At 71.4% G+C, this 26,669-nt stretch carries 22 protein-coding genes and 1 pseudogene; 9 read left to right on the top strand and 14 right to left on the bottom strand.

Annotated elements, in window-relative coordinates; translation table 11 throughout:
• Positions 1-14: 14 nt before the first annotated feature.
• The 8 genes and pseudogenes from ACLJOK_RS14275 to ACLJOK_RS14240 form a co-directional block, all read right to left on the bottom strand.
• Complete coding sequence (locus ACLJOK_RS14275) at positions 15-680, bottom strand: hypothetical protein (protein ID WP_410818981.1); 666 nt, start codon at positions 678-680, stop codon at positions 15-17.
• Positions 681-703: 23 nt separating this feature from the next.
• Complete coding sequence (locus tag ACLJOK_RS14270; RefSeq protein WP_410818979.1) at positions 704-1,045, bottom strand: hypothetical protein; 342 nt, start codon at positions 1,043-1,045, stop codon at positions 704-706.
• A gap of 286 nt (positions 1,046-1,331) precedes the next feature.
• Positions 1,332-2,192 carry an oxygenase MpaB family protein gene (locus tag ACLJOK_RS14265; protein ID WP_410818977.1) on the bottom strand — a complete coding sequence of 287 codons (861 nt, stop codon included), beginning with the start codon at positions 2,190-2,192 and terminating at the stop codon, positions 1,332-1,334.
• Positions 2,189-3,426, bottom strand: a pseudogene (locus tag ACLJOK_RS14260) (MAB_1171c family putative transporter). The gene ACLJOK_RS14265 and the pseudogene ACLJOK_RS14260 overlap by 4 nt, the downstream one beginning before the upstream one ends.
• Positions 3,427-3,433: 7 nt before the next feature.
• Entirely contained in the window at positions 3,434-4,006 is a 573-nt protein-coding gene (locus ACLJOK_RS14255) for a hypothetical protein (RefSeq protein WP_410818975.1), read from the bottom strand.
• 2 nt (positions 4,007-4,008) lie between these two features.
• Entirely contained in the window at positions 4,009-4,524 is a 516-nt protein-coding gene (locus tag ACLJOK_RS14250) for a hypothetical protein (RefSeq protein ID WP_410818974.1), read from the bottom strand.
• 383 nt (positions 4,525-4,907) lie between these two features.
• A complete protein-coding gene (locus ACLJOK_RS14245; RefSeq protein ID WP_410818972.1) occupies positions 4,908-5,561 on the bottom strand; it encodes a haloacid dehalogenase-like hydrolase in 654 nt (217 codons plus the stop codon).
• Between the two features lie 90 nt (positions 5,562-5,651).
• On the bottom strand, positions 5,652-9,734 hold the full coding sequence (locus ACLJOK_RS14240) for a tetratricopeptide repeat protein (protein ID WP_410818970.1): 4,083 nt from the start codon (positions 9,732-9,734) through the stop codon (positions 5,652-5,654).
• Positions 9,735-9,807: 73 nt separating this feature from the next.
• Here ACLJOK_RS14240 and ACLJOK_RS14235 point away from each other — a divergent pair, with 73 nt between their 5' ends.
• Positions 9,808-9,969 carry a hypothetical protein gene (locus ACLJOK_RS14235; protein ID WP_354947746.1) on the top strand — a complete coding sequence of 54 codons (162 nt, stop codon included), beginning with the start codon at positions 9,808-9,810 and terminating at the stop codon, positions 9,967-9,969.
• Complete coding sequence (locus ACLJOK_RS14230) at positions 9,966-10,604, top strand: hypothetical protein (protein WP_410818969.1); 639 nt, start codon at positions 9,966-9,968, stop codon at positions 10,602-10,604. The genes ACLJOK_RS14235 and ACLJOK_RS14230 overlap by 4 nt, the downstream gene beginning before the upstream one ends.
• 51 nt (positions 10,605-10,655) lie before the next feature.
• Here the strand turns inward: ACLJOK_RS14230 and ACLJOK_RS14225 are convergent, their stop codons facing one another.
• Positions 10,656-11,702 (bottom strand): SMP-30/gluconolactonase/LRE family protein, encoded by a 1,047-nt coding sequence (locus ACLJOK_RS14225; protein WP_410818967.1) that lies wholly within the window; start codon positions 11,700-11,702, stop codon positions 10,656-10,658.
• Positions 11,703-11,984: 282 nt separating this feature from the next.
• Here ACLJOK_RS14225 and ACLJOK_RS14220 point away from each other — a divergent pair, with 282 nt between their 5' ends.
• From ACLJOK_RS14220 to ACLJOK_RS14200, 5 genes are all read left to right on the top strand, one after another.
• A complete protein-coding gene (locus ACLJOK_RS14220) occupies positions 11,985-13,163 on the top strand; it encodes a MalY/PatB family protein (protein WP_410818965.1) in 1,179 nt (392 codons plus the stop codon).
• A gap of 40 nt (positions 13,164-13,203) precedes the next feature.
• Positions 13,204-14,529: an SWIM zinc finger domain-containing protein gene (locus tag ACLJOK_RS14215; RefSeq protein WP_410818963.1), complete on the top strand. Its 1,326-nt coding sequence runs from the start codon at positions 13,204-13,206 to the stop codon at positions 14,527-14,529.
• Positions 14,526-17,072: a DUF6493 family protein gene (locus ACLJOK_RS14210; protein WP_410818962.1), complete on the top strand. Its 2,547-nt coding sequence runs from the start codon at positions 14,526-14,528 to the stop codon at positions 17,070-17,072. Before ACLJOK_RS14215 ends, ACLJOK_RS14210 begins: the two co-directional genes overlap by 4 nt.
• A 146-nt stretch (positions 17,073-17,218) precedes the next feature.
• Positions 17,219-17,734 (top strand): SigE family RNA polymerase sigma factor, encoded by a 516-nt coding sequence (locus ACLJOK_RS14205; RefSeq protein WP_410818960.1) that lies wholly within the window; start codon positions 17,219-17,221, stop codon positions 17,732-17,734.
• The gene (locus ACLJOK_RS14200; RefSeq protein WP_410818958.1) at positions 17,731-18,900 is read left to right on the top strand and encodes a hypothetical protein; all 1,170 of its coding nucleotides are present in this window, start codon (positions 17,731-17,733) and stop codon (positions 18,898-18,900) included. The genes ACLJOK_RS14205 and ACLJOK_RS14200 overlap by 4 nt, the downstream gene beginning before the upstream one ends.
• Before the next feature lie 6 nt (positions 18,901-18,906).
• Here the strand turns inward: ACLJOK_RS14200 and ACLJOK_RS14195 are convergent, their stop codons facing one another.
• Positions 18,907-19,305, bottom strand: a complete 399-nt coding sequence (locus tag ACLJOK_RS14195; protein ID WP_410818957.1) for a hypothetical protein — start codon at positions 19,303-19,305, stop codon at positions 18,907-18,909.
• Positions 19,306-19,445: 140 nt separating this feature from the next.
• Positions 19,446-19,790: a DUF1330 domain-containing protein gene (locus ACLJOK_RS14190; protein ID WP_410818955.1), complete on the bottom strand. Its 345-nt coding sequence runs from the start codon at positions 19,788-19,790 to the stop codon at positions 19,446-19,448.
• 183 nt (positions 19,791-19,973) lie between these two features.
• Between ACLJOK_RS14190 and ACLJOK_RS14185 the strand changes: the two genes are divergently transcribed.
• The gene (locus ACLJOK_RS14185; RefSeq protein WP_410819364.1) at positions 19,974-20,816 is read left to right on the top strand and encodes a helix-turn-helix domain-containing protein; all 843 of its coding nucleotides are present in this window, start codon (positions 19,974-19,976) and stop codon (positions 20,814-20,816) included.
• Here ACLJOK_RS14185 and ACLJOK_RS14180 read toward each other — a convergent pair.
• A complete protein-coding gene (locus ACLJOK_RS14180) occupies positions 20,789-21,796 on the bottom strand; it encodes a hypothetical protein (protein WP_410818953.1) in 1,008 nt (335 codons plus the stop codon). The two genes, ACLJOK_RS14185 and ACLJOK_RS14180, sit on opposite strands and share 28 nt — an antisense overlap.
• A 78-nt stretch (positions 21,797-21,874) precedes the next feature.
• Positions 21,875-22,189 carry a hypothetical protein gene (locus ACLJOK_RS14175; RefSeq protein WP_410818952.1) on the bottom strand — a complete coding sequence of 105 codons (315 nt, stop codon included), beginning with the start codon at positions 22,187-22,189 and terminating at the stop codon, positions 21,875-21,877.
• Between the two features lie 370 nt (positions 22,190-22,559).
• Between ACLJOK_RS14175 and ACLJOK_RS14170 the strand changes: the two genes are divergently transcribed.
• Complete coding sequence (locus tag ACLJOK_RS14170) at positions 22,560-25,556, top strand: glycosyl hydrolase family 95 catalytic domain-containing protein (protein ID WP_410818951.1); 2,997 nt, start codon at positions 22,560-22,562, stop codon at positions 25,554-25,556.
• Positions 25,557-25,712: 156 nt separating this feature from the next.
• Here ACLJOK_RS14170 and ACLJOK_RS14165 read toward each other — a convergent pair whose 3' ends face one another.
• Positions 25,713-26,657 (bottom strand): aminoglycoside phosphotransferase family protein, encoded by a 945-nt coding sequence (locus ACLJOK_RS14165; RefSeq protein ID WP_410818948.1) that lies wholly within the window; start codon positions 26,655-26,657, stop codon positions 25,713-25,715.
• Between the last annotated feature and the right edge of the window lie 12 nt (positions 26,658-26,669).

Raw genomic sequence — 26,669 nt, 5'->3', positions numbered from 1 at the left:
GCACCACCCACGCCTCAGCAGTAGTTCCGGATTGTGGAGTTGTACTTGGTGTCGCAGGTGCCGTCCCAGTGACCCCAGATATCGAGGTTGAGGTACTTGTCGGTGGTCCACGGCACGAGGTTCGACCAGTGACCCTGTGTCGAGTGGTGGATGCCGGCCGGGTAGTAGCCGTCCATCGTGTACGGGTTGAAGGTGTCGCGGCTGCAGCCCTCCCACCGCCACCCGTTCGTCGTGCCCCAACCGGTGGTGTAGCCGCTGCAGATGCCGTTCCAGTCGGACACCTTGTGGGTGACCTGGCTCCAGCACCAGTTCAGGCTCTGACTGTGCCCGCCGAGTTCGCCGCCCAGGCTCCAGGTGATGGTCCACTTGGTGCTCTGCTTGCAGCCCGAGAGCCACATCGGCGCCGCGACCTGTTCGGTCTTGACGTCGTAGGTGTAGTACTGCTGGGCGGTGCGCGGGTCGCACGTCACTGCGTCGGCCACGTCGCGGCTCAGCCTGCCCTCCTTCTCGAAGGCCTTGATCTGCGCCCTGAACTGCGCGAACTGCTGGTCACCAGTCAGGTAGCAGTTGCCCCTCGGTGCCGCAGCCGCAGCAGGTGCCGCCGGTTGCGCGGCGAAGCCGAACACCGCCGCGACAGCCACGGCGAGCAGGCCACGAAGCATTCTCTTTCTGGTCCCCACCGGGGACTCCTTCCGTTGGAGGGTCAGTTCGGGTGGGTGTTCACGAGGACGCCGCGGTAGAAGACCTTGACGCCACCGGACTTGTACGAGGTGCCCAGCGTGCACTTGGCGGTGGAGCCCCGACGGTCGCCGGCCCAACGGGACGGGCCGAGGTATTCCGTGCTGCCGCTGGACTGGGCGGCGCACCGGACGTACCCCGCGTACGTCCAGCCCGGGCCGTTGCCGTCACACCAGCCGCCGTACGCGTTCGGGTAGCACTGGCCGATCCAGCCCTGGTCCGCGTACGCGGCCGTGGCGCCGGCGGTGACCGACAACGTGGCCGCCGCCACCACCGCCAGACATGCTCCTGCGAACCGTCGTCTCATGAGAACTCCCTCGGTGCTTCGTAGGGTGAGTGCACTGGGTTCGTGCCACGACCACCGTGGGGTGCCGGCTGGTTGGCCGGTAGGTCATCGAGGGGTCGGACAAACAACGTCGGACAACTGCCGGCCAGCGGAGTCGCTTACCGCTGACCTGAGTACGGTCGCGGAATGAGGCCGCGGCGCTGTCACGCAGAGCGCCCCGGTCGTCGTTGACGTCCGTTCGACCCCCTGGCCGGCAGCACGGGGCCCGGCGCCCGTCCGGGCCGACGACGCCAGCGTTGCCGAGGTGCTACTCGCGCACGCGGTCCTGGTGTGGGCCGAGCTGGCTGATCTCGTACCCGTCGGGGTAGCTCTTGGCCTTGATCCCGTCGGCGAACAACGCGGTCGTCCGTGGCGCCCCGCACCACTGCTGCAACCGCGAGCGCGTCCGCAAGGCCAGGTGCAACCCCGCCCGGACCGGCCAGGCCGGCGTGTCAACCCGCGTTGCGCGCCGCAGCGGCGCGTCGTACAGGGCGCTGACCAGTGCGTTTCCCAGTGGCGCGAGGATCCGCGGGATCCGGGTGAGCATCAGCATGCGGGTGGCGCGTTCGATGGCCGCCGCGTCGTCGTTGGGCTGAAGGTGTTCTGTGTCGTGCGCGTCGAACCAGGTCTCGAACTCGTCGTACGACCCGGGGATGTCGGTGATGCCCATCCGTCGGCCGAGTTCCCGGTAGAACAGGTACGTGGCGTGACGTTCGTGGCAGCAGGGTTGGCGCCAGCCGTACTCCTGCAACCAGCGGGTGGGGATCACGACCAGGCAGCCGAGGACGTAGCGGAAGTCGTCGTTGCTGATGTCGTACGGGCGGTGGATCTGGTTGACGCGCCGCAACGCGTCGCGGCCCCGAGGCTGTTCGAAGCCGTTGAGCACCATCTCGTACATCAGCAGGCCGGTGTCGTCGATCCGCTTCTGGGTGCGTTCGGTCAGCTCGCCCGTGGCGGTGTGCACCGCGGCGATGGCGGGGATGGAGAACGACCTGTTGAAGGCGAGGTTGAGCCCGAGCTTCATGTCCCACGGAAACTCGTAGCGCAGCATTGTCTGGTAGATGTGCAGGTAGTCGCGCTCGGGGTCGAGAGCACGGGTACGGGTCAGGTTGTCGTAGCGGCGTCTCATCGGCGGGCGTCTCCAGCGCTGTGATGTGGGGTGCCCGGGGCGGTGAGTTCTCGGGTCGCGGCGATCGTCCGCGCCACCACCGGCGAGCGGGCGTAGACCTCCGTGACGAGCGTCAGCCAGGCGACCTCACCGGCGTAGCCGCCGTCCGGGCGGTGCAGTTCGTCGGCTGGTTGCGGGGCCGTGGCCACCAGACCGGCGTCGTGGCGACGCAGAGCGCAGGCCAGGTGGGCGGCCTCAATGGACGCCTGCCGCTCCTCGGCGGTCAGCCCGGCCTGCTCGGCGAACTGTGCGGCCAGCGCCGTCACACCGGTCTCCAGGTACGGGCGCAGCGCCAGGCGGCCGTCACGGATCTCGGCCACCCGGCGGGTCAGCGCGTAGTCGGTGTCGCGGACGGCCGTGCGGCGTCGGCGCAGGGCGGGTTCGAGTTCGAGTTCGGGAAGGCCGCGACGAGGTCGCGCCAGAGTGGTTCGAGCCGCCGGTAGGAGTGGTAGTCCTCCCACCGTCGCGTGATCTTGAGGGTGGGTCCCCACGCCGGCATGGTGAGGCCGATCGTGATGAGCAGAGCGCCGATGGTCACCAGGACCGCGGCGATTTGTCGTTCCCCGGCCGGTTGGTAGCCGGCCCAGTAGGCGACGAGATAGCCGATCTTGTTGGTGCTGTAGAGCAGCGCGAAGGCGGCGCCGACCGCTGTGATGCGCAGGCCACGGCGCAACCAGGGCCGCCCGCAGATCGTCGCGAAGCCCCAGCACAGCCGGGCGATGTCGAAGCAGTAGGCGAAGAAGCCGAGCAACAGGAAGATCAGCAGGTAGGCGGTGACGACGGGGTCCGTCGCATACTCGACGGTCAGGAGCACCGGGTCGTCGTAGGTGAGGGTGTAGGCGAACAGGCCGACCATGACGAGGAACGCGCACGCGGTGACCCAGATCCACTTGCGGGCCCGGGCGGTGGCCGTCGCCGGGGGAAGCGCGAAGTGCAGGAGCATGAGCTCGGCGTTCGCCGAGATGGTCAGCGCGCCGGCGTGGGCCATGACCTTGGCCAGGTTGGGTAGCCCTGAGATCTGGTCGATCGCCGTCGCGATGGGTGGGATGGCGACCGTGATCCCGGCCGCGAACGCGCCGAGACCGAAGCAGATCGCACGGCGGGCGTGGCTGGGGTGCCGGCGCTGGAGTCGCACCATGTACCCGAGGGCGATCCAGCCGGCCGCGGCGCAGACGGCGTAGAGGACGGTGTCCATCGCGCCGCTACCAGTGGGGATGTTCGAGTGAGTGCCGCAGCCGGCCGTACAGCTCGACGTCCTGGCCGGTCAGCGGCGCGTCGTCCGCGTCGCTGCGGCTGCCGCGGACCCGCCGCAGGAGCAGGGAACCGATCATCTCAGCTTCGCGTTCCTCGGCTGCGGCGTAGTTGCTGCGGCCGAGACTGCGCTGGACCAGTTGCGGGTCGAGATCCGGTAGCAGCAGCCGGGAGGCGTCCGCGTCCAGCACCTCGGTGGCCTGGTGGCCGGCGAGCAGGTGACCCAACTCGTGGCCGATGATCAGCATCTGGTGCAGCGGCGAGGTGTCCTGCTCGAAGAAGATGGCGTCGAAGTCGCCGGTCGGCACGCACATCCCGCACACGGTGTGTGCCGGCAGCTTGATCGGCACCAGGTGGATGGGCCGACCGCGCCGCTCGCCGAGGGCGTCGCAGAGCTTCTGGATGTCGAAGGGTTCGGGCACCTCAAGCTCGGCGACCATCTGCTCGCAGCGCCTACGTAGTCGGTGCAACTTCACGTCAGCGGTCTCCTGCTCGTCGGTGTACTGCCACCGAAGGATCTGCACGGCTAGCCGCGATCGGCCGGCGCGGAACTGGTCGTGCCGGTGCCGGCCGCCACGGCTCGCAGTCGGTCCACCATCTGCTCGATGAGCTGCGTGTCCGTCGCGGAGAGCCCGTTGTCGGCGAGCACCTGGCGCAGTGCCACCTGCTTGACGTCCATCTGGCGTAGCTCGTTGAGCAGCGTCAGCTGGTCCGCTGTTCGTCGTGCTGCCGCGTCGTCGACGAAGTAGCCCGAGTTGACCCCGAAGGCGGTAGCCAGGGCGCGGACGTGTGAGGTACGGGGATCGCTGGCCACACCGCGGCGCAACTCTCCGATGTAGGCGGCGCTGATCGTCACGCCCGTCTCGGCGGCCACCTCGTTGATCTTGTCGGCGATCTCCCTGTTGGTGTACCTGCGTCCGGACTCGTCGGAGTCGCCGAGCTCGTCGGGCGTCGGGCGGATCTTGTCGAACAGGTATTCCAGCCTCGCGGCCAGGGTGTCGAGGGGTGGCAGCTCCTGCTCTGCGTGCCAATCGTCAACCATCATTCTTCACCCTCCAGCCGCTAAACGACAGTGTCGCAGATGTGCGGTGCGGCAAAACAGATGTTGACACCTGTACGGAACGTGAGCGTATGCTCGCTCCTGTTTGGAGCAACAGGTGTTGAGTGCGACCTCACGTGGCTCAACACCCGTTGCGCGCCGGATGAGCGTGTGGTCCGGCCGGCCAAGCCCGGGGGGCCATCGGTGGGAGGGGTTAGCTCCGCGGGGAGCACAACGGGGGCTCCTCCCGCGGTGTGGCTCGCGTGTTGGGTCGGTGGCGGCAGACCGCCCCTGCCCGGCCGTCGCTTGTTGGTGGGGGGTCGCTGGGCCGCTCCGGCAGATGACGTTGTCTGCCAGCGGCCCAGCGACAGTGACGGCTCACGGTGTCAGATTTCCCCCGGGCCCTGGCCACCCGTCCAGGTGACGGTGGTCAGCCGGGCACCGAGTAACCGGCGCGCCCGGGCGACCTGACGCGCGTTCCCATTGACCAGCACGGGCTGCTCGGCGGCGCGAAGGATGGGCAGATCCGACAGCGAGTCGCTGTAGGCCACCCGCCACGGCGGCCTCACCCCCTGGGTGGCGAGCTGCGCCATCTTGGTCACCCCGTGGTTGTGCACGATCAGCCTCGGCCCGCGAATGCGCGAGGCAACGAGCTCGACCCCGGCGAGGCCGATCGCGTCGAGCGCCGCGCGGGCCAGGGTGTGCTCGCAGGCGGTCACCACGATGACCCGGTCGCCTGCGGCGAGGTGGGTACGGATCATCCGCAGACCGGGCCCGATGATCCGCCCCGGCTCTCCGCCGAGGTCGGCACCGAAGCGTTCCAGCTCCGCCCGCAACTCGTCCGCGTTCCGCCCCAACAAGCCGATCCGGCTCACCCACCGCGCCGCCCACGGGCGGCAGGCGGGGATGGTGGCGGCGGGCGCGAGGAGTACGAGCGCGGCGACGGCGAGCGGCAGCCGAGCACCCGTGAAAGCAGTGCGTCGCAGGAACAGCCCGAATGCGTCCCCGCGCAGAAGTACACCATCGAAATCGAAGATCACGGTGCCTACGCCCGGCGCCCTCATCGGTCTATCGACCCCGGTGCCGCGGGCGGTTCGCCATCAGCCGAGTGTACGGGTGGCCGGATGGATTCAGGTCGGCTCGGCAGCGGTCGGTAGCACCGCGATCAGGTCGAGCACCTCGACGGCGCGGGCCGGGCCGAAGGCGTCGGTGAGGATTGCCGTGAACGCCTCGTCGCCGAGCCCGGCCCGCAGTTCGCGCAGCGCGTTGAGGTCGAGCGCCGCGTTCGTCGACCCGATCTGCCGGTCGATGCTCAGTGCCTCGACGATCAGCGGGATGCCCTCCGCCGGGTGGCCCTGCTCGACGCGCAGCTGCCCGAGCGCCACCTGGTCCAGTGCCACCTCCTCCCAGTTGCCCTGCTCGCGGTCGATCCTCAGGCAGGTCCGGTAGCACCGCTCGGCCAGGGCCCGGTCGCCGCGCAGGCCGGCGACCCGGCCGAGGTGGAAGGTGCTGTTGGAGACGCCCGACGGGTTCCCGAGCCGCTTCTTGATCGCGATGGAGCGGCGGTAGAACTTGTCCGCTCCGGCGAGGTCCTCCTGCTCCTCGCAGACCCGGCCGAGCTGGTGCAGGACGATGGCCTGGTTGGGCTCGTGGCGCAGCACGCGGTAGACCTCGAGCGCCTGCTCGTAGCGCGACCGGGCCTCGTCCAGCCGGCGGGTCTCCAGGGCCGCCCGGCCGAGGTCCTCGTGGCACTTGGCGACCCCCGCGCGATAGCCGGCGGCGGCGCAGATCGGCAACGCCCGCAGCAGGCACATCCGGGCGGTGCCGAACTCGCCCGCCTGGGCGGCGGCGATGGCGAGCAGGACGTACCCACTGCCGAGCGGCGTCGGGTGGGATCCGTCGAACCGGAACCGCAGGTACGCCTCGACCCACTCGGTCCGCTGCGCCGCCTGCCGGCGGTCGAGGTGCCGGGCCAGCAGGGCGGAGAAGGCTTGCGCTCCCAGTTCCAGGCGCTGCACGGCCAGCCATTCCAGGGCCGACTGGAGCGGCGGTTGGTCGTCCCCGCCGATCGCGTTCAGGGTGTGCGGCACCGCCTCGGCGGCCTGGCCGAGGACGGTTCGGACGCCGCCGAGCAGTTCGTCGCAGCGGCGTAGCAGCGGGTCCTCGCCGAGGGCCGCGACGATCGTCCGGGCGCGGGCGAAGCAGCTCTCGGCGAATTCGAGGTCGTCGAGGTCGCGGGAGAGGTGGCCGAGCAGCAGCGTGCACTCGGCGATGTGACCGTTGCTGCCGACCTCCTCGAAGATCTTCAGGGCGGCGCGGACCCGGGCCTCGGCGGTCTCGTACGCGAACTGTGCGAGGGCGATCCGCCCGAGCATCACCAGCCCGCTGCCCTGTTGGACCCGGACGCCCAACCGTCCGTAGGTGGTGATCGCCACCTGGATGCACTGCTCCGCCTTCATGAGGTCCCGGGCCTCGAAGGCGAGTACGCCGATCTGGTGGTGGCTCGCCGCGATCCCGTCCAGGTCGTCGAGGTCCCGGGCGATTGCCAGCTCCTCGAGGTAACGCGACATGGCCAGCTCGGCGTCGCCGTTGCCGCGGGCGATGCCGGCGAGTTGGTGCAGGGTCCGGGAGACCGCCGAGCGGTCGTCGAGCCGGCTCAGAATCGTCAACGCCTCCTGGAACAGCCGGTCCGCGGTCGCCCGGTCACCCCGGTTGTCGGCGACCAGGCCCAACTGGTGCAGGAGTTTGCCGACCCCGCTGTCGTCGCCGAGTTCCCGGTAGACGGCCAGCGCCGCCTCGTAGCGCTGCGTCGCCTGCGGGTACTCGCCCCGGCTGAGGTGCACGTCGCCGAGTCCTTTGAGGAAGCTCGCATAGCGCGCGGAGCGCGGGGGCGCCATCGGCAGCAGTTCCCGCCAGATCTTCTCCTCCCAGGCCCAGTGCCCGGCCGCGTGCAACTCCTGGCAGGCCAGCTCGGAGTAGGTGACGACTTCGTCGGTGTCACCGGCGGCCAGGTGGTGGTACCGCGCCTCGACGGCCCGGCGGATGAAGTCGTGCTGGTCGGTGCTGGACCGGGCCCGCCAGCCCCAGTAGCGGCCCGCCCGGCGGTGCGCGTCCAGCACCGCGTCGCGGCCGGCGATCCGCAGCAGGCTCGTCGCCGTCCATCGGTGCACAAGGTGGCCCCCGGTCACCGGGGCGAGCAGCCCCAGCTGGGAGAGCGTCTCGACCGACTCGTCCAGCCCCCTGGGCTCCGGTGGTGGGTCGCCGCCGTCCGCCGGATCGGCGAGCTGCCAGGCGAGGCCGGTCCGGTCTACCGGGGTGCGGTACACCGCCGCGCCGAGCAGCAACCGACGGGCCGCCGGGACGGCCTCCAGGCGGGCGAGCAGCCGGGGCAGCAGCACATCCTCGGCGGCCAGCGCGCCGGCCTCGGCCAGCGGCGTGCCGACCTCCGCCGGCCCGGCGTCCCGGCCCCCGCCGGCCGCGGCCAGCCGGCCGGCGACCTCGTCGGATCGGGCGCTGCCACCGCGCAGCAGGCCGTCGAGGTATTCCAACGCGCGCGGGTGGCCACCCAGCCGGTGCCACATCCGCTGCTGTTCCGCCGGCGCCAGCTGGCCGACGCCCGGCAGCCGCCAGAGCAGCTTGCGGGTCTCCTGCCAGGAGAGCGGACCGAGGTGACAGGTTTCGAGACCGACGACCGGGAACGGGTGCCGGCTGGTCACGACCAGCTCGTGGCGGGACGCCCAGGCGGCGAGGAACGCGGCCAGGTCCGTGTCGGCCAACCGGTGCTCGGCGTCCAGGGCGTCCTCGGCGTTGTCGAGGACGAGCAGCAGCGGCGGGCCGCCGGTGCCGATCGCGTCCAGCCGTCGCCGCCAGTCCTGGCCCGGCTCGGCGAGAGCGACGAGCCATCGCCGCACCGGGTCGTCCGGGGCCGCACCCCCGCTGCGTCCCTCCACCTGGCGGCGCAGCTCGTCGAGGATCCCGTCGACTGTGGCGTCGCCGCGGGTCGCCACGACGATGCCGCCCACGTCGCGGAACCGCTGCCCGAGCTCTGCGGCGAGACTCGTCTTGCCGATCCCGCCGATCCCGTGGACGAGCACCCGCAGCTTTCCCCGGGACAGCCGGCGCAGGATCTCCCGGCGGCCCACGAAGTCCGTGGGGGCGCGCACCACGCCGTCCCCGACGAGCGACTGGCCGGGCGGCACGGCGACGGCAGCGCCGTCCCGCCCGCCGGCCAGCCGCAGCCCGGGGTCGGCCAGGAACAGCGTCGGCATCCACCACGCGGCGGCGGTCGGGGCCAGCTCGCGGCGTACGGCGGAAACCTCCGCCAGCAGCTCCGGCTCGCCGCGGGCGGCCAACCGCTCGTAGAGCCGAGCGCAGAACTCGATGGTGTATTCGTCGCTGACCGTTCCGTTCATCGCCAGCACCGACGGCGCGCCGTGGGCCAGCAGCGCACTGGCCAGTCCGGGCAGCTCCCGTTGATCCTGCCGGGCGGTGGAGCAGCCGGCCAGCACGATCAACGGCACGGTCCGGCCCGGCGGCAGCACCTCGGCCAGGAACCGCGCGGCGTCCACGCGATCCTCAGTGCCGGTGGGGGTCTCCAGCAGCAACGCGCCGGGGCGCGCGTGACTGGAGACGTGCAGGACGTGAAACGGCTCCTCGGCGAGGGCGGCCCGGATCGAGGCGGCGCTGCCCCACTCCAGGACGCGCACCCGCACCCCGTGCCGGTGCCCGGGTTCCACAGCCCCGAGGATCCGCTCGAGTTCCCGCTCGTGGTCCAGCAGCGGCTGGGTGGAGTCGTCCGGGCTCGCGATCGCCGCGAGCATCCGCAGCGGGCCGTCCACCCGGACCGTGGGCGCCGGCGTGTCGGGACCGGTCCGGCAGACGTCGACGTCGGGACGCAGCGCCAGCGGCAGCTCCTCGCCGGGCAGCACCAGGGTCTCCCAGGGCAGGTCGGCCAGGGCCGGGTCGACGACCTTGATGCCGAGCCGGTGCCGGCCGGGCCGGGCCAGCTCCGCGCGCAGGGCCGGGCCGGGGGCGTCGAGGAAGCGGCGGCCGAGCGCGACGCCCACCTCGTACGACAGCTCCACCGAGGGGCCGCCGCGCAGCCGCCAGAGCAGGTCGGCGGTGCGTTGATCGGCCGGGCCCACCGGGTGCCGGCGCCGGTCGCCCCGAACGGTCAGGGCCACGTCGGTCGCGCTGACGGTCAACCGGATCACAGACGCCCCCTGCGGTCGCCCGGCGGACGACCCGACGCCGGGGCGGATTGCCGGACTGACCGATACTGTATCCATGGCTGACGATCCTGAGGAGCTCGCGCAAGTCAACGCCGTGCGGATCAACGACAGCGGCGAGCTGGAGTTCTTCGACGGCCAGCGCTGGGTGCCGTACACCGATCTGCCCGACGACGAGCACGGCCCGCTGGGTGTCGTCTTCCGCGACGACCACCGATGAGCGGGGAGTCGCCGGCGAGCGGCGCGGGGCTGGACGCGCTGCCGTCCCCGTTGGACTCGGTAGCGGACAGCCGGGCCGCGGCACGGTGGATCATCTCCTCGGCCGGCGCGGTCGGCGCGCTGCTGCTCGGCGGTGGCCCGCTGATCGCCGCCGGCAAGGTCACCGACTGGGTTCACGCGGTGTGGGCGGGCGGCGGTCTGCTGGTGACGCTGCTCGGTGTGGCCTGGGCGATCTGGCGGACCAGCGAGGTGCTCGTCCCGCCGATGACCACGCCGGCGACGCTCGGCGGACCGGAGCTGCAAGGCCTGCGCGAGCGGCTGGAGGCCGAGCCCTGGTACCACTTCGGCGGGTACGCCGGTGACGTCGACGGTCTGCTGCGGCATCGCCGGATCGCCGCGGAGATCACCGGCCGCCTGTCGACGGCCTCGCCGCAGGAGCGGGCCGCCCTCCGAGCGGGGCTCGCCACCGCGCGTCGCAACATCGCCCGGACCGACCCGTACCTGCGGTGGCTGCTCGCCACCGCGCACGCCTGGCAGGTCCGGGAGGCGTTGCGCCGGGCCCGCCGGCAGACCTTCCTGGCCGCCGCGTTGGTGGTGGTCGGGGCGGTGGTGTTCATCGCCGCAACCGCCGGATAGCGCGCCGCCTCGTCGGGCTACGACGGAGGCGGCGCGCCATCCAGCCGTCGGTCAGTACGGATAGCCGGGAATGTTGAGTCGCACGCTGTAGAGCCCGGAGTCGCCCCACCGACCCGACGTGACGAAGAGGGTCTGCCGGTCGGGGCCGCCGAACGCCACATTTGTCGTGCCGGAGCCGCCGGACCGGATCGTGCCGAGCTGGGTGCCCGTGGGGGAGTAGACGTGGACCAGGGAGTCCCCGCCCGAGGTCCAGTACACGTTGCCGGCGCAGTCGATCGTGCCGCCGTCCGGGCCGCCGATGTAGTTCACGAAGACGCTGCGGGCGCCGATGCTGCCGTCGGGCTGTACCGCGTACTTGTAGATCTTGTTTTCGGAGTAGGCGCCCACGTACAGCGCTGACCCGTCAGGGGAGAGCGAGATGCCGTTGGGTTGGCGCAACCGGTCGTCGACCAGCGACACCTGCCCGTTGGAGACGCGGAAGACGCTGGTACGCCCGCTCATCTGGTCCGGGCGGTTGCCGCGCTGGAAGTTGGGGTCGGTGAAGTAGACGACGCCGTCGGATCGGACCGCGACGTCGTTCGGCGAATTGAACGCCCGGCCCTGGTAGTTCGCCGCGACGGTGCTGCGGGCCCGGTCGCTCAGCCGGTACGCGGACACGCTCCGCTGGTCGTGGGTGGCCGCGACGAGCTGCTGGCCGTCGGCGCTGAGTGCCAGGCCGTTGCTGCCGGCGTCGGCGATGAACGTGTCGAAGCTCGCCGACGGGATGAACCGGCGGATCGTCGACGGCTGGACGTTGTACGGCCCGGTGCCGGCGGTCATGTCGGACAGCAGCAGGTAGCCGCCGTCGGCGACCCAGACCGGCCCTTCGAGGAAGGTGAACCCGCCCTGGATTCGCGGGGCCGTCACGGTGCTGGCCGGCAGCGGCGGGCCGTAACCGACCCCCGTCGGGCAGACCCCGGGCGGTGCGCCGGGCGGACCGGCGAGCGCGGCGTGAGCGCTGACATGCGCAGCGTCGGCGGCAGCACCGGCGGGCAATGGGGTGGCGCTGACCGCCAGGCACAGGCCGGCCAGTGCGGCAATGGTTGGACGCCAGGTCATCGAATACTCCAATCGGCGTCGAGGGTTGCGATGGCCGGCGTGCGAGGTCGGTGGCTGGCACGGCGTGAGGGCGGGCCGTCGATGTGGACATTCGGGAGCCTAGGTTACGAACCAGTGACCCGCAGCAATCTTTCGCCGTTGATTCCGAAACGAATCGGGGCTCATGCGCAAAGACGCTGGTCAATGCCAAAGTGTCTCGGGAAATCCTTCCGGTACGACCACAGTGGACGGATTAGCGGTGGTCCGGGTCGCCGGGCCGGACGCGGGGAATAGGCTCGGGTCATGACTGGCCTGCTCAGTGGTGCCCCAACCGCCGTCAACCCCCTCCGCCAGCTCACGATCGACCAGCTCCGTCAGCGGACGAGCCTCAAGTGGCGGGAGTATCCCGACGACGTGCTGCCGCTCTGGGTGGCCGAGATGGACGTGCCGCTGGCCGAGCCGGTCGCACGGGCGATCACCGACGCCGTCGCGCGCGGCGACACCGGCTACACCGCCGGCACGGCGTACCCGCAGGCAGTGGCCGAGTTCGCCGCGCGGCGGTGGGGTTGGGACGGGCTAGCCGTGGAGCGCACCGCGCTGGTGCCCGACGTCATGCACGGCGTCGTCGAGGCGCTGCGACTGGTCACCGGGCCGGGGGACGCGGTGATCGTCAACTGCCCGGTCTACCCACCGTTCTACGAGTCCGTGGCGCACGCCGACCGCCGGATCGTGGAGGCGCCGCTCGGCGAGGACCTGCGGATCGACCTCGGCACGCTGGAGGATGCGTTCCAGCGGGCTCGCGTCGGCGGACGGCCAGCGGCGTACCTGCTCTGCAACCCGCACAACCCGACAGGTGTCGTGCACAGCGCCGCCGAGTTGACAGCCGTCGCCGGTCTGGCCCAGCGGCACGGGGTGCGGGTGGTCGCCGACGAGATCCACGCTCCGGTGGTGGCTGCGGAAGCGCGGTTCGTGCCGTACCTCTCGGTGCCCGGCGCGCAGAACGGCCTGTCGCTGATGTCCGCCTCCAAGGGGTGGAACCTGGCCGGCCTGCGCGGTGGGCTCCTCGTCGCCGGCGCGGCCGCGGCCGAGGACCTCACCCGCGTCCCGTTCGGGGTCAGCGTCAGCACCAGCCACCTCGGCGTGATCGCCCACACCGCTGCCTTTCGCGACGGCGGCGATTGGCTCGACGCGGTGTTGACCGGCCTCGACGACAACCGTCGGCTCCTTGCCGCGCTGCTTGCCGAGCACCTGCCGGCCATCCGCTACCAGCCCGGTCAGGCCACCTATCTGGCCTGGCTGGACTGCCGCGCCCTGGGCCTCGGCGACGACCCGGCCGCAGTGTTCCTCGACCGTGGCCGGGTGGCGCTCAACTCCGGACTGGCCTTCGGCACCGGCGGTGTCGGGCACGTCCGATTAAACCTGGCCACCGCGCCGGAGCTCATCACCGAGGCGGTACACCGGATGACCAGCGCCGTCGGCTGAGACCGGCACGGGTGTCGGTCGGTGGTTCTACGGTGTGCCGGTGAACGCCGTCCAGACGTACCGATATCTCCAGCCGTCCACTCTGCGTGCCGCCGGTCTCGACCTCCAGACCAGCGGCGGCCCGGCGGCCAATCCGCGCTTCTTCTCCGGGTTTCTCACCACCCCGGCGGCCGCGGCGGCCGGGCTGCTCGCCGTGGCCGAGGTGGCCCGCACCCGTTACCACCAGCCGGTCAGCCCGGCGAGCCTCGATCCGGTGGTGACCGGCAGCCGGGAGCGGCTGCGCTTCGAGTCCTTCTCCGGCTGTTGCGGGGTGTACGCCCGGATGGACGTGGTTCCCGCCGGCTTCGACGGGGAGATCGCCGGGCACGGCACCACTAACGTCGACGTCAACCCGCCGCTGCGCGAAGCCCTGGCCCGGGTGGGTGGGATCGAGCCACTGCACCTGGCCGTCGGCCCGGACGACCTCACCGTCTCCACCATGGAGGGCGCGGTGGTGGAGCGGAAGGTCCCGCTGCCGGGGCGCTGGATGCGCGGTTTCGCCGAGGTGCACGTGCTCACCGCCGGGTTCGAGCCGCGCGCCGAGGTGCCCGCCGCCGAGGCCACGGCGTTCCTGCGCCGGCTGCCCGGGAGCAGCGACCGCTCGGTGCTGTGGGCGGTGCCGGCCGGTCGTACCCTCCGGCTCACCTCGCGCCCGACACCGGGGGCGGTCTGTCTGGCCGGCGCGGGGCGGCTCGCGGCGCTGCGCGGGCTGCTCCGGCACGCCCGCACCCTGCGGGTGTACGGGCCGGCGGTGCGCGCCGGCTCACCGGCCGTGCCGAGCACCTGGGAACTGGACACCGGGTCGCTGCGGCTGTCGCTGACCCTCTCGCCCGAGCCGTACCGGGGCTTCTCCGGTGAGGGCGCCGCGTTGCTCGCGCTCGCCGGCGACGAGGTGATCGACGACGCGGAGCTGGTCGGCGCCCTGCTCTCCTGGGATCCGACCATCGACGTCGCCGCGCTGGCCGACGCGACCGGCCTGTCCGACGACCGGGTTCGCGCGGCCCTGGCCCAGCTCGGCACGGCCGGGCGGGTCGGCTACGACGTCGCCGACGCCGGATACTTCCATCGTGTCATGCCGCACGACGCCGGCCGGGCCGAGCGGGACAACCCCCGGCTGGTCGGCGCGCGCACGCTGGTCGAGCAGGGCGCGGTCCGCCGCGACGGCGATCATGCGACGGTACGCAGCGACGACGACGAGTACCGCGTTCGCCGGCCTCCCGACGGGAACCTCACCTGCACCTGTCGGTGGTGGGCGAAGTACCGGGGGCAGCGCGGCCCGTGCAAGCATGCCCTCGCGGTGTCCATGCTCGCGGAGGTGACTGTGTGACTGACTTCTTCAGGGCACTGGGCCGCGGTGATGTGACGACCGTCGGGTCGATGCTGCACACCCTGGACGATCCGGCTCGCCGGGCGCTCGGTGACGAACTGACCGCCCACGTCCGTCGGCGCGACGACGTGTCGTGGGGCAGCACGGCGACCGCGCTGGCGGTGGCCGCAGTGGGCACGCTGAGCACCGCGACGAAGGCAGCGGCCCTGCTGGGTCGGCGGTCGATCATGTTGGCGGATGCCGACCCCGAGCCGGTGGTCGCCGCAGCACGACAGCGGGGCGTCTCCTGGCTGGCCGACCTGGCGTACCGGCTGGCCGAGCGGCTGCCCCGCAGTCGAGCGTGGGACGGCTGGCACTTCATCGCCGAGCTGCTGCTGGCGGAGAAGGTGCCGCCGCCGACCGGGGACGCGTTCGTCCTCGGCTGGGCGCAGTCGATGTGGTGGCAACGGTCGTCCGACGGGCAGCGCCGAGCGCCGCTGCTCGACCGGCTGCGCGCCGACCCGTTCCTGGACGTGCTGTTGCCGCGCCTGTTCGAGGTCGACGGGGCCGGCATCGACCTGGGGTTCAGCGGCGGCGGGCGGGCGGTGCCCGCGACGTTGGCAGCGCTGGCGACGGAGGGGCGGCTCGACCGGGCCATGCTGCTGGATGGGGTGCTGGGCCGGCTGCTGCGCGGCGACCGGCCGGGCGCGCTGCGTCCGTTCCTCACCCTGCACGAAGAGCTTCGACCCGGTCCGGACGAGGTGGCCGCGCGGGCGAGCGGGTACCTGCGGTTGCTGGCCGACGGACCCGGGCCGGTGGCCGGCGTCGCGCAGCGGGCGCTACGCGACACGAGCGGGCAGGTGGAGTTCGCGTCGTTGCTGGACACCTCACGGGTCGTGCTGGGTCGGCCGGAAAAGGCGCTGGTGCGGGCGCAACTGTCCTGGCTGGACCGACTGGCCCGGCAGAATCCCGAGCGGGCGGCCGACATCGCCGAGGTCCTCGCCTCGGGCGCCGAGCACCCGGCCGCCGACCTGCGCGACCGCGCGACGGCGTTGGCACAGCGGTACGGCCACCGACCGGTCGCCATTGTCACAGTGAAGGTGGCCGGCGACGAGCTGCCCCCGCCGGTGTCGCCCGCGCTCGCCGCACCGCCGATCACCGACGTGGACGAGCTGGTCGAGGAGGTCTTCGGGCTGCTCACCCCGCGCTGGCCGGCGGCGACCCTGGAGCGGGTCCTGGACGGGCTGGTCCGATTGACCACCACCGAACGGGACCGAGTGGGAGCCGCCCTGCTGCCGGTGCTGCGACGGGGCCAGGTGGGTTCCTGGGACCACATGTGGTCCCAGTTCAACGTGACGGTCCAACTCAACGGCGTCCTGCTGGCCGCCGCCGCACCGCCCGAGGCGACCAGCCGCCGCGACCAGTGGTCCAGCATCCTCAGCCAGTTACTGTCCCGGCCGTTGCGCCCGTTCCGCGGCCGGTCGCCCGTCGACCCGCCCCACCAGTCCGCCCTCACGCTGATCTACAGCGCCCGCCTCGCGGAGATCGGGCAGCGCTTGGACGGGCGGGACGACCCCGGGCTGCTGGCCGCCCCGACCTGCGCCACCGGGGCGCTCGACCCCACCGCGCTCTACGAACGGTTGGCTGCCCTCGGCGACCGCCCGGTGTGGCGATGGGATCTCAGCCAGGCTCTGCTGCGACTGCCCGTCGGCGTGGACGAGGCGCTGGCGAGCCGGGCCGCCGCGCTCGGCACCCCCGCCGGCGACGACCTGGCCGGCTGGCTGCGCGGCGACGCCCTACCGGCAACGGTCCAGCAGGTGGTCACGATCGGTCGGCGCGAGCGCAGGCACACCTACGACTACGGCTACGACCAACTGCCCGTGCGGCGCACCCTCGTCACCACTGCCCCGCTCGAAGGCGCGGCGGATCCGCTCGGGCTATTCACCGTCCGCGCGCAACCCATCGGACGAGGGCCGGGCGACTCGAGCAACCTGTGGCCGGCGCTGCTACCGGGGCACCGGGGGCTGGTCGCGGCCCACCTGCTGCCCGAGTTCGCCAGCGCGGCGCAGCAGGACGCCCAGGATGCCGCCACGATCCTGCCGGTACTCGCCGAGTGCGCCGGCGCGGGCGGTCCGGCGCTCGACCTGGCGCTCGCCTACGGGCTGTGCGCCCGGCACGAGGTGGACCGGGCGGCCGCTCTGGACGCCCTGCTGATGCTGGCGGCCGCGGGTGACCTCGATCCTCCGGGCGTCGGCGGCCAGTTGGGCGCGCTGGCGGCTGACGGCCAGGTGACATTGAGCAGGGTGGTCACACCGCTGCGCGACGCGATCGCTGCCGGTGCCCGGCTGAGCGTATGGCGGTTGCTCGCCGCCGCGCTGCCACCGATGCTGGCGGCACCGACCCCGCCCCGCGGCACGCCCGACCTGCTGGCCCTGGGAGCCGAGACGGCCAGGGCCACCGGAGTGCCCATCGAGGTGCCGGGGCTGGCGGACGTGGTGGCCCGTGGCGGCACGAGTCGGTTGGCGACCGAAGCTCGCCGACTCGCTGCCGCACTGGCCGCCTGACCCGCTGATCCGTTCGCTGACGCGGCCGGGCGGGACACCCCCGGCCCGGCCGCGTCAGCGAACGGTAGAGGTCCCCAGCATTCTTCGACGGGAACGCAACCTGACGGTCGTCCGGTCCCGTCGAGCTTGCGGAGGAGGGAGCCTCGATGGTGGATGCCGAGGGTGAGTTCGTGGAGTACGTCTCCGCGCGACTGCCGAGCCTGCATCGGACCGCGTTCCTGATGTGCGGCGACGCCCATCTGGCCGACGACGTGGTGCAGCAGACGGTCACGGCGCTCTTCGTGAACTGGCGCCGGGTCAGCCGGGCCGACAACGTCGACGCGTACGTACATCGGATGCTGGTGCACAAGCTCGTCGATGAGAAGCGGCTGAGCTGGGCGAAGGTTCGGCTGCTGGGGGCGGTGCCGGAGCCGGAGCGCTCGCCGGTGACGCCGCACGACGACCTGGCCGAGCGGGACAGCCTGCTCGCCGCGCTCGCCCGCCTCCCGCGCGGCCAGCGCACCGTGCTGGTCCTGCGGTTCCTGTGCGACCTGTCGATGACCGACACGGCCGCCGCGATGGGCTGCTCCGAAGGCAACGTGAAGTCGCAGACGGCTCGGGCGTTGGCGGCCGTCCGCCAGGTGCTCGACGTCACCGAGATGTCAGTGAGGAGTCCGAGATGACCACGGAAGACGATCAGCGGATCGCCGAGCTGCTGCGGTCGGTGCCGGTACCGGAGCCGCGGGTCGACCTGAGCCGGGCGGTCCGCGACGGCCGGCGGCGCCGTCAGCGTCGGCACGTCGGCGGGATCGCCGCGCTGACGGTGTTGGCCGGGGTCGGCGTCGTGGGTGCCGTCCAGGTGGGCGGGACCGCCAGCCCGCCGGTTCCCACCACGCCGACGCTCGCGGTGTCACCGGCGGGGACCGGGTCGGCCGCCCCGCGCCCGCCGGTCGCCTGCCAGGCGTCGTGGTTGCCGCTGCCGGTCGGTGGTCCGGTAGCGGTTGCCAACCGAGTCGACCCCACCGGGCGGCACATCGTCGGCGACATCGGAACCGGGCGGGAGGACGGACGGGTCGTGTTGTGGACCGACGGCCGGCCGGTGGTCCTGCCGGCTGCCGCGCGGCACGCGGCTGCGGTCAACACCCGTGGCTATGTGGTCGGCACCAACGGCGGCGGCACCGGCTGGCTGTACCGGGACGGGAAGCTGCGTCTCCTGGCCACCCCGCCCGGCTACGAGGCGGTGCTCGTGCACGCTGTCAACGGCCGGGGCGACATCGTCGGCACCGCGCGCAGATCCGACGACTCGCACCAGGCTGTGCTGTGGTCGATGGACGACCCCCAGAAGTACCGGCTGGTCGGCCAGCGGGGGTCGTCCGCGACCGGGATCACCGAGGACGGCACGATCGTCGGCACCGTTGGCGAACGGCCCTACCGGTGGACGCCGCAGGGGGTCGGGGCGGCGCTGACGGTGCCCGACGGCTATCCGCGGGCGTCGGTCGACTCGGCGCGGGGCGAATGGGCGATCGGCATGGTTCCCGGCGGTCGGCGCAACGGCGCCGTGCAGATGCTGCCGGTGCGGTGGAACCTCACCACCGGGGCGGTGAGCCTGTTGCCCTTCCCGGGGGCGAGCGGCATCGCCGGCAATGGTGACGTGCTGGTCGCCGACGGTGCGCCACTGGTGGTGGCCCCGGACGGCACCTCCCGCCGGTTGCCGGGCCGACCCGAGGTCCGGGCGACCGAGGCGGGCACGTACATGGCCGAGGGGATCAGCGACGACGGTCTGACGGTCGTCGGGGCTGTCTACGAGAACCAGGCATACCGGCCGCTGGTCTGGCGGTGCACACGCTGAAGGGCTTCACGTGGTGGTGGACGGTCGCGGCGCCCAGGTGCCCGCGGCGCTGGCGACCAGGAGTATCACCGCTGGCAGGAACGCGACACCGATGCCCAGCCCGAGCAGCAGACCCCATCCGGTGAGGACGAGCGCGGCCACCAGATCGGCGACCATGGTCAGCCGACCGACCCGTTGCGCAAGAACGGGCAGCAGCGCCGCGACGACGGGAACGCCGAGCAGATAGCTGGCCGCTGTGCCCGAATCGTCCACGGTGAAGGGAGCCAGCACGGCGGCCACCAGCGCGGTGATCGCCAGGGCCGACCATCTGAGCACCGACCGAATGTTGGCCGGCTTACGGGCCAGGACCACGAGACCGACGAGCAGGACACCCACGATCGCGCCGACGGTCGCCAGACCAATCATCTCGTTCTCCTCGACCGCCGCAGGTGGCGTTTAATCGAAGACGGCGGATCGTCGTCCCCGCGTCTCACGATACGGCTGGTCGGAGAGCTACACGAGATCCGACGTCGAGGTCTACTTCGACACGACCGGTTGAGCGGACGTCAGCCCGGCGTGGCGCGGCGGATGGCCGCGGCCATCCCCGACGAGTCGTGGTCGGGCTCGACTCCGTCGACGAGAATCACCTCGCCGGTGAGGTGCCTCGTCCGTAAGGGCTTGATCTCCTGATAGTCGTTGGACTGGTACCAGGAGCGGGCCTGGGTCAGGTCGGGAAACTCGATGACGATCACGTCGCCGGGCCAGTCGCCCTCCAGGACATCGATGGCGCCTCCGTGCACGATGAACCGGCCCGCGAAGGGCGCGAGGGTGGCGTCGATTCGCTCCAGGTACGTCAGCACCTCGGCGTGCACGGGTGCCTTGCGGAGGTGTGCGAGTGCGTACGCAGTCACGATTTGCCGTCCTTTGCGTCTGGTCTTCTGCCCTGGGTCGCGGTGGTGGCGGGCGGCGTGGGTCGCCGCGTCTCGGCACCGGATCGGTCGTGCTGGAAGAACTATCTCCGCTGTCCTGATGGGCTGTCGATTACCTCGCAGGTAATGGCCCGGGTGCCGGCGCGGAATTAGGGTCGGTGAGTGATGATCTCGACCCGGCCGGGGCGACCAGTGGGGGAACTGCTGCGTGACTGGCGCCGAACTCGCGGAAAGAGCCAGCTCGACCTGTCGATCGAGGCGGGAGTGTCGACCCGGCATCTGAGCTTCGTCGAGACCGGCCGATCCCGGCCGAGCCCGGACCTCATCCTGCGGCTGGCCGAACACCTGGAGATGCCGCTGGCCGAGCGCAACACGATGCTGCTGGCCGGCGGCTACGCTCCCGCCTACCCGCGCCACGAGCTGAGCGACCCCGAGCTGGCACCGGTACGTGCCGCCGTACGGCAGATCCTCGACGGTCACAACCCGTACCCCGCGCTGCTCGTCGACCAGCACTGGCACCTCGTCGACGCCAACCCTGCCGTCGCCCTATTCACCATGGACGCGCAGCCGCACCTACTCACCCCACCGATCAACGTGCTGCGCCTCAGCCTGCACCCCGACGGTCTGGCACCGCGCATCGTCAACCTGCCCGAATGGCGTGCCCACCTGCTGAAACGGCTGCACCAGCAGGCGGCGTCAACCAACGACCCGATCCTGTACGACCTGTACGAGGAGCTCCGCGGCTATCCCGGTGGCGACGTCGACCCGACACCGGTCAGCGATGCCCTCTCCCGTGTTGTCGTCCCGCTGCGGTACCGGCACGGCGACCAGGAGCTCTCCTTCGTCAGCACCACGACCCTCTTCGGTACGCCGCGGGATGTCACAGTCGCCGGGCTGGCCGTCGAGGCGTTCTTTCCGGCTGACTCGGCGACCACGCAAGTCCTCCGAGCCCGCGCCGATCGTGACTCGGCTGCTGCCCGTCACACTGCGGGAGCGGGCGGCGGCTGACGGAGCGCGTCGTCGATGATGGCGGGCATGCGCCGGGCCACTCCGGCGAGGAGATCCGCGACCTGCACACGCGGATCGTCGCGAGAGTCGACCATCACCAGCCCTGCCAGGGGTGACACCCCGTTCGGCAACGCCCCGGCCCGGTCGACGCCGGCCGACGGTGGGTGGCCGTCGACGGCCAACACCCGCTGGAGGCGCGTCAGCCGGTCGGCCGTCAGGGCGCTCTGCTCGTCGTGGGTCACCAACACCTGCCGCTGGCCGCCGCTCCAGGACAGGACCGTCTCCGCCAGCGCCGGCAGCAGCGGTTCCAGCGGGGGAGGGACCGTGCGGTCGTCGACGTCGAGCCTGGCCACCACGGCGCGCACGTGGCTCGGGCTGAGCCCGTCGAGGACGGCGTCGGCCACCGTGCCGACGCCGTGTCGCCGCAGCGCGTCCCGGGCCTGGAAGAACCGCTGCACGGTCTGCTCGACCGGAAGCCGCCGCTTCATCCGGACCAGGTCGACGAACGCCGACAGGAAGGCGCCCCAGTCGCCTCCGGCCGAGCGCCCGGCCTCGTGCAGGGCCAGAGCCGCCGGATGGTGCTCGCGAGCCAGGCGGGTGCCCGCCGCGTACGACGGCTCGGTCAGCAGGAAGTCCACGATCCGGGTGACGAGGAAGAACTCCTTGTCGATGAGGTGGACGTGGGCGCGGCCGGCCAGCGCCGCCAGGAACCATTCCAGTGCCTCTTGCGCACCCGAGCCGCGCAGGAAACGGCCGGACTTGAGCTCGTGCGGTGCGAACCGGAACCCGGACCGCAGGGCGGTGATGAGCGCGACCGCCTCGTCGACGGCCAGGTCGACGCTCGCGTGCGTGATCACCGGGGCGGTCGAGTGCAGCAGGTTCGTACCCGAGAATCCCGACTCGTCGCAGGCGATCTCCACGACGGCCCCGACCACCACCGCGCCGCCGGGTGGGAGTCCACCTTGCAGAGGCGACCTCACCACCGAGCTCCCACCATGCCGCCCATGGTCACCCGTGCGCCGACAGAGAACAACCCGATTGCGGACGGGAGCCGCTGCTCAGTGGTCGCGACAACCGACCTGGTCGCCGATCTCCGGCGGAATGCCGAACGGGGTGCATTCGAGTGCGCTGCCTTCGCCCAGCTTCTGCCACCTGCCGTCCGAGTGCGTGAACAGCAGCACACCGTCGCCCTGCATCCCGGGGTCCACGGCGAGCACGCCGGCCGTGGCCCACTGCCTCGCGCACCTGATCTGATCCAGGTCGATCCGGTGGGTGCTGGGCAGTCCCGATGCGGCCTGCAGGGTCGCCGCGCTCACCGGACAGGCGGCCGGGGTGGTGCCGGACAGGGGTTGCGCTGCCGCTTGGGGGTGCACGTCGGAGCTGGTGCGTGGTTGACTCGGCCGTCCGCCCCCGTACATCTGATGTATGTCCGTCGGGGTGGGTGATCGTCGGCGTGGTTCTGGCGGATCACCGCGTGGTGCCGGCTCGGTGCGCCGCTGCTCACCCGCCCGTGCGTGTTGCTGACCGGCCAGTGGGGTGCACCGTCCACCCATCGATCGACCGTTGCCTATTCTGTGGCCCCGGAGTAACCTTCCCGAAACACATCAGATGTCTGGCGCGCCAAGGCCCGGCGTCGGCCTGCTCAGGCAGGGTCCCGGTTGGCCCCACCAAGCGGATCCCCATGTCGAGTCCCATAGTTGTCACGCTTCGGGGTGGCCGGACTGGTCACCGTTTGGAGGATCGATGTCAGACCTGACCCGACGGCAGGCCCTCAAGGTCGGCGCGGCCGGCGCGGGCGGTGCTCTCCTGCCGGTGCCCTGGACCGCCGTGGCACGAGCGGACTCGGCGGCGCCGCCGCAGGTGTTGGCCGCCGGGGACCTCGCCCTCTGGTACGACGAAGGGGCCGGGACCGACTGGCTGCGGGCGCTGCCGATCGGCAACGGCCGCCTCGGCGCCATGGTCTTCGGCAACGTCGACACCGAGCGACTTCAGCTCAATGAGGACACCGTCTGGGCCGGTGGGCCGCACGACCCCAGCAACCCCAGAGGCGCGGGAGCGCTCGCGGAGATCCGGCGGCTGGTCAACGCGAACCAGTGGACCCAGGCCCAGGATCTGATCAACCAGACCATGATGGGCAACCCCGGCGGTCAGCTGGCCTACCAGACCGTCGGCAACCTCCGGCTCGCCTTCGGTTCCGCCAATGGAGCGTCACAGTACGACCGCACGCTCGACCTCACCACCGCCACCGTCACGACGTCGTACGTGCTGAACGGGGTTCGTCACCAGCGGGAGGTGATCGCCAGCGCGCCCGACCAGGTCATCGCGATACGACTGACCGCCGACCGGACCGGCTCGATCAGCTTCACCGCCACCTTCGACAGCCCGCAGCGCACCACGGTGTCCAGCCCGGACGGCACCACGATCGGCCTCGACGGCGTCTCCGGGAACATGGAGGGCGTCACCGGCGCGGTCCGTTTCCTCGCCCTGGCCAACGCGACAGTCAGCGGTGGCAGCGTGTCCAGCTCCGGTGGCACCCTGCGGGTGACAAACGCCAACAGCGTGACCCTGCTGATCTCCGTCGGCTCCAGCTACGTCAACTACCGCAACGTCGGCGGCGACTACCAGGGCATCGCCCGGCAGCGCCTTACCGCCGCGCGGGCCAGCAGCTACGACCAGCTGCGCAGCCGGCACGTGGCTGACTACCAGGCATTGTTCGGCCGGGTCACTCTCGACCTGGGCCGCACGTCCGCGGCCGACCAGACGACGGACGTCCGGATCGCCCAACACAACAGCGTCAACGACCCGCAGTTCTCCACGCTGCTGTTCCAGTACGGCCGCTACCTGCTGATCTCGTCGTCGCGGCCTGGCACACAGCCGGCCAACCTCCAGGGCATCTGGAACGACTCGCTGGCCCCGGCGTGGGACTCGAAGTACACGATCAACGCCAACCTGCCGATGAACTACTGGCCGGCCAACACCACCAACCTGGCTGAGTGCCACGGCCCGGTCTTCGACATGGTCAGGGATCTCGCCGTCGCTGGCGCGCGGACCGCCCAGGTGCAGTACGGGGCCGGTGGCTGGGTCACCCACCACAACACCGACGCGTGGCGGGCCACCGCGGTGGTGGACGGCGCGTTCTGGGGCATGTGGCAGACCGGCGGCGCCTGGCTGTCCACCTTGATCTGGGACCACTACCTGTTCAACGGCGACATCGAGTTCCTGCGGACGAACTACCCGGCCATGAAGGGCGCGGCGCAGTTCTTTCTCAACACCCTGGTGACCGAGCCGACGCTCGGCTATCTGGTGACCAACCCGTCGAACTCGCCGGAGCTGAGCCACCACTCGAACGCCAGCGTGTGCGCCGGCCCGACCATGGACAACCAGATCCTGCGGGACCTGTTCGACGCGTGCGCCCGGGCCAGCGAGATCCTCGACGTGGACAGCACCTTCCGGGCGCAGGTTCGCGCCACCCGGGACCGGCTCCCACCCATGAAGATCGGCTCGCGCGGCAACATCATGGAGTGGCTCTACGACTGGGTGGAGACCGAGCCCAACCACCGGCACATCTCGCACCTGTACGGGCTGGCCCCCAGCAACCAGATCACCAAGCGCGGCACCCCGCAGCTGTTCGAGGCCGCCCGGCGGACCCTGGCGCTGCGCGGGGACGACGGCACGGGCTGGTCACTGGCCTGGAAAATCAACTTCTGGGCTCGGATGGAGGAGGGCAAGCGGGCCCACGACCTGATCCGCTACCTCGCCACCACCGCGCGACTCGCGCCCAACATGTTCGACCTGCACCCGCCGTTCCAGATCGACGGCAACTTCGGCGCCACCGCCGGCATCGCCGAAATGCTGTTGCAGAGCCACACCGGCGAGCTGCACGTCCTACCCGCGCTGCCGCCGGCCTGGCCGAGCGGGCGGGTGACCGGCCTGCGCGGTCGGGGTGGGCACACGGTCGGCATCACCTGGGCGAGCGGTCTGGCCACCGAGATCCTCATCCGACCGGACCGGGCCGGAACCGTCCGCCTGCGCTCCCGGATCCTGAGCGGCACCGTCACTGTTGTCGACACCGCCGACGGTACGGCGGCCCGGACCACCCGGATCGAGTCCGACCTGATCGACGTCACAGTGCAGGCCGGGCGCACCTACCGGGTAACCAGTTCCGGTGCCACCACACCGACGCTGGAGCAGAGCTTCAGCAACGTCGGCATCACCAGCGACAGCAACACCAACGTCGGCAACTTCGACGGCGGCGGGGCCTCGCTCTCCGCGCAGGCCCTGGCGCAGGCCGGTGCGAGCCCGGGCGGCACGGTGAGCCGCAACGGGGTCAACTTCCGCTGGCCCAACGTCAGCTCCGGGGCCGCCGACAACGCCATCGCCTCGGGCCAGACCATCGGCGTGACCGGCTCCGGCAGCACACTCGGCTTCCTGCTGACCGGCACCTACGGAGCGGTGTCGGGGACCGGCACCGTGGTCTACGCCGACGGCACCCGCCAGACGTTCACGTTGAGCACGCCCGACTGGTACGGCGGGCCGCACTCCGGGGGCACCGCGGCCATCGTGTCCGCGTACCAGAACCGGCCCAACAACGGCCGCCAGGCCACCGCCGCCTGCGTCTACTACGTGGGTGTCGCGTTGCAGAGCAAGGCGGTTGCCTCGGTCGTGTTGCCCAACATCAGCGCCCGGCCCGCCACGAACGTGCCGACCATGCACATCTTCGCCATCGCGATCGGGGGCTGACGGCGAAGGATCCCGCTCGGGGGAGCGTGTCCGGGCCCGTCTCAACTGGGACGGGCCCGGACACGGCTTTCGTTGGTGCTGTGGCGGTACACCGCATCCGGCGCGGGCCGACGCGGCGGTATTGCTGGCTGCGACGACTCGTTCGGGCATGCCGGTTCAGGCAGATGTTGGGTCGGCAATGATGCGCGCGAGGGTGCGTCGGCCCATCCGACTCATGGCGGCGTTGGTCTGGTGGTAGTACCAAACCACCCCCATTGCCTGCTGGAAGGCCCACGCTTTGCCGCGCTCCCATTCGAGATCGTCGCTGCCGATTTGCTGCCGAAATGCCTGACGTGGCTCGCGTTCCAGCAGGTGCCAGGCGCTGACGAGATCAAGGGCAGGGTCGGCAGGCCCCAGTCCGCCCACGTCGAGAACCCCGGCCAGCCGCCCACCGGAGACGAGGACGTTTCCCGGAATGAGATCACCATGGTTCATCCTGTCTGTGGCCTCGCCCCGCGGCAGTTCCCTCATGACCTCCCAGATCCGGCGGAGCAATGGGACGTCCAGCAGCGCCTCGCTGCGCCCGAAGCAGGTTTCCATCCACCCGTCGTGCGCTGGTAGCTCGCCACCGCGACCCTGGCCTGTGAACGTGCGTCCCCGTGTGTCGATGGCTCGCACACCACTGACGAAATCGGCCAGATCGTGCGCGAACGCGACGGAGTCGCCTGGGTCCTTGTCGGTGGCTACGACACCGGGTACCCACGTCTGTACCGACCACGGAAGCGGGTAGCCGGCGCCGGGGTCACCGATGGCGACCGGCTCGGGGGTGGGAAATCGCGTACGACCCATCAGTTCTCGGGCCGCTTCCGCTTCGCGTTCCAGCCAGCCCTGCGCCGCGTCGACCTCACGAGGCTGAAGGGGGAACCGGGCCGTGAACCGTTCCCCGATACGGAAGATGGCATTGACCGTTCCCTGCGAAGCGACGCGCCGGATAGGCAGGCTCCGCCACTCGGGGAACTGCGCGTCCACCAGCTCACGCACCGCGTTGAGTGAGACTGTGAGCTGGCCATCGTGCATCGGCACATCCGGCGAAAGGGGTGGGCGGTGGGTGGAGGCTGGCACGACAATAATCCT

The sequence above is a fragment of the Micromonospora sp. 050-3 genome (assembly GCF_046549335.1).
Lineage (GTDB): Bacteria > Actinomycetota > Actinomycetes > Mycobacteriales > Micromonosporaceae > Micromonospora > Micromonospora trifolii.
Note: the sequence above shows the minus strand (reverse complement) of the source record. Positions and strands in the feature narration are given on the sequence as shown.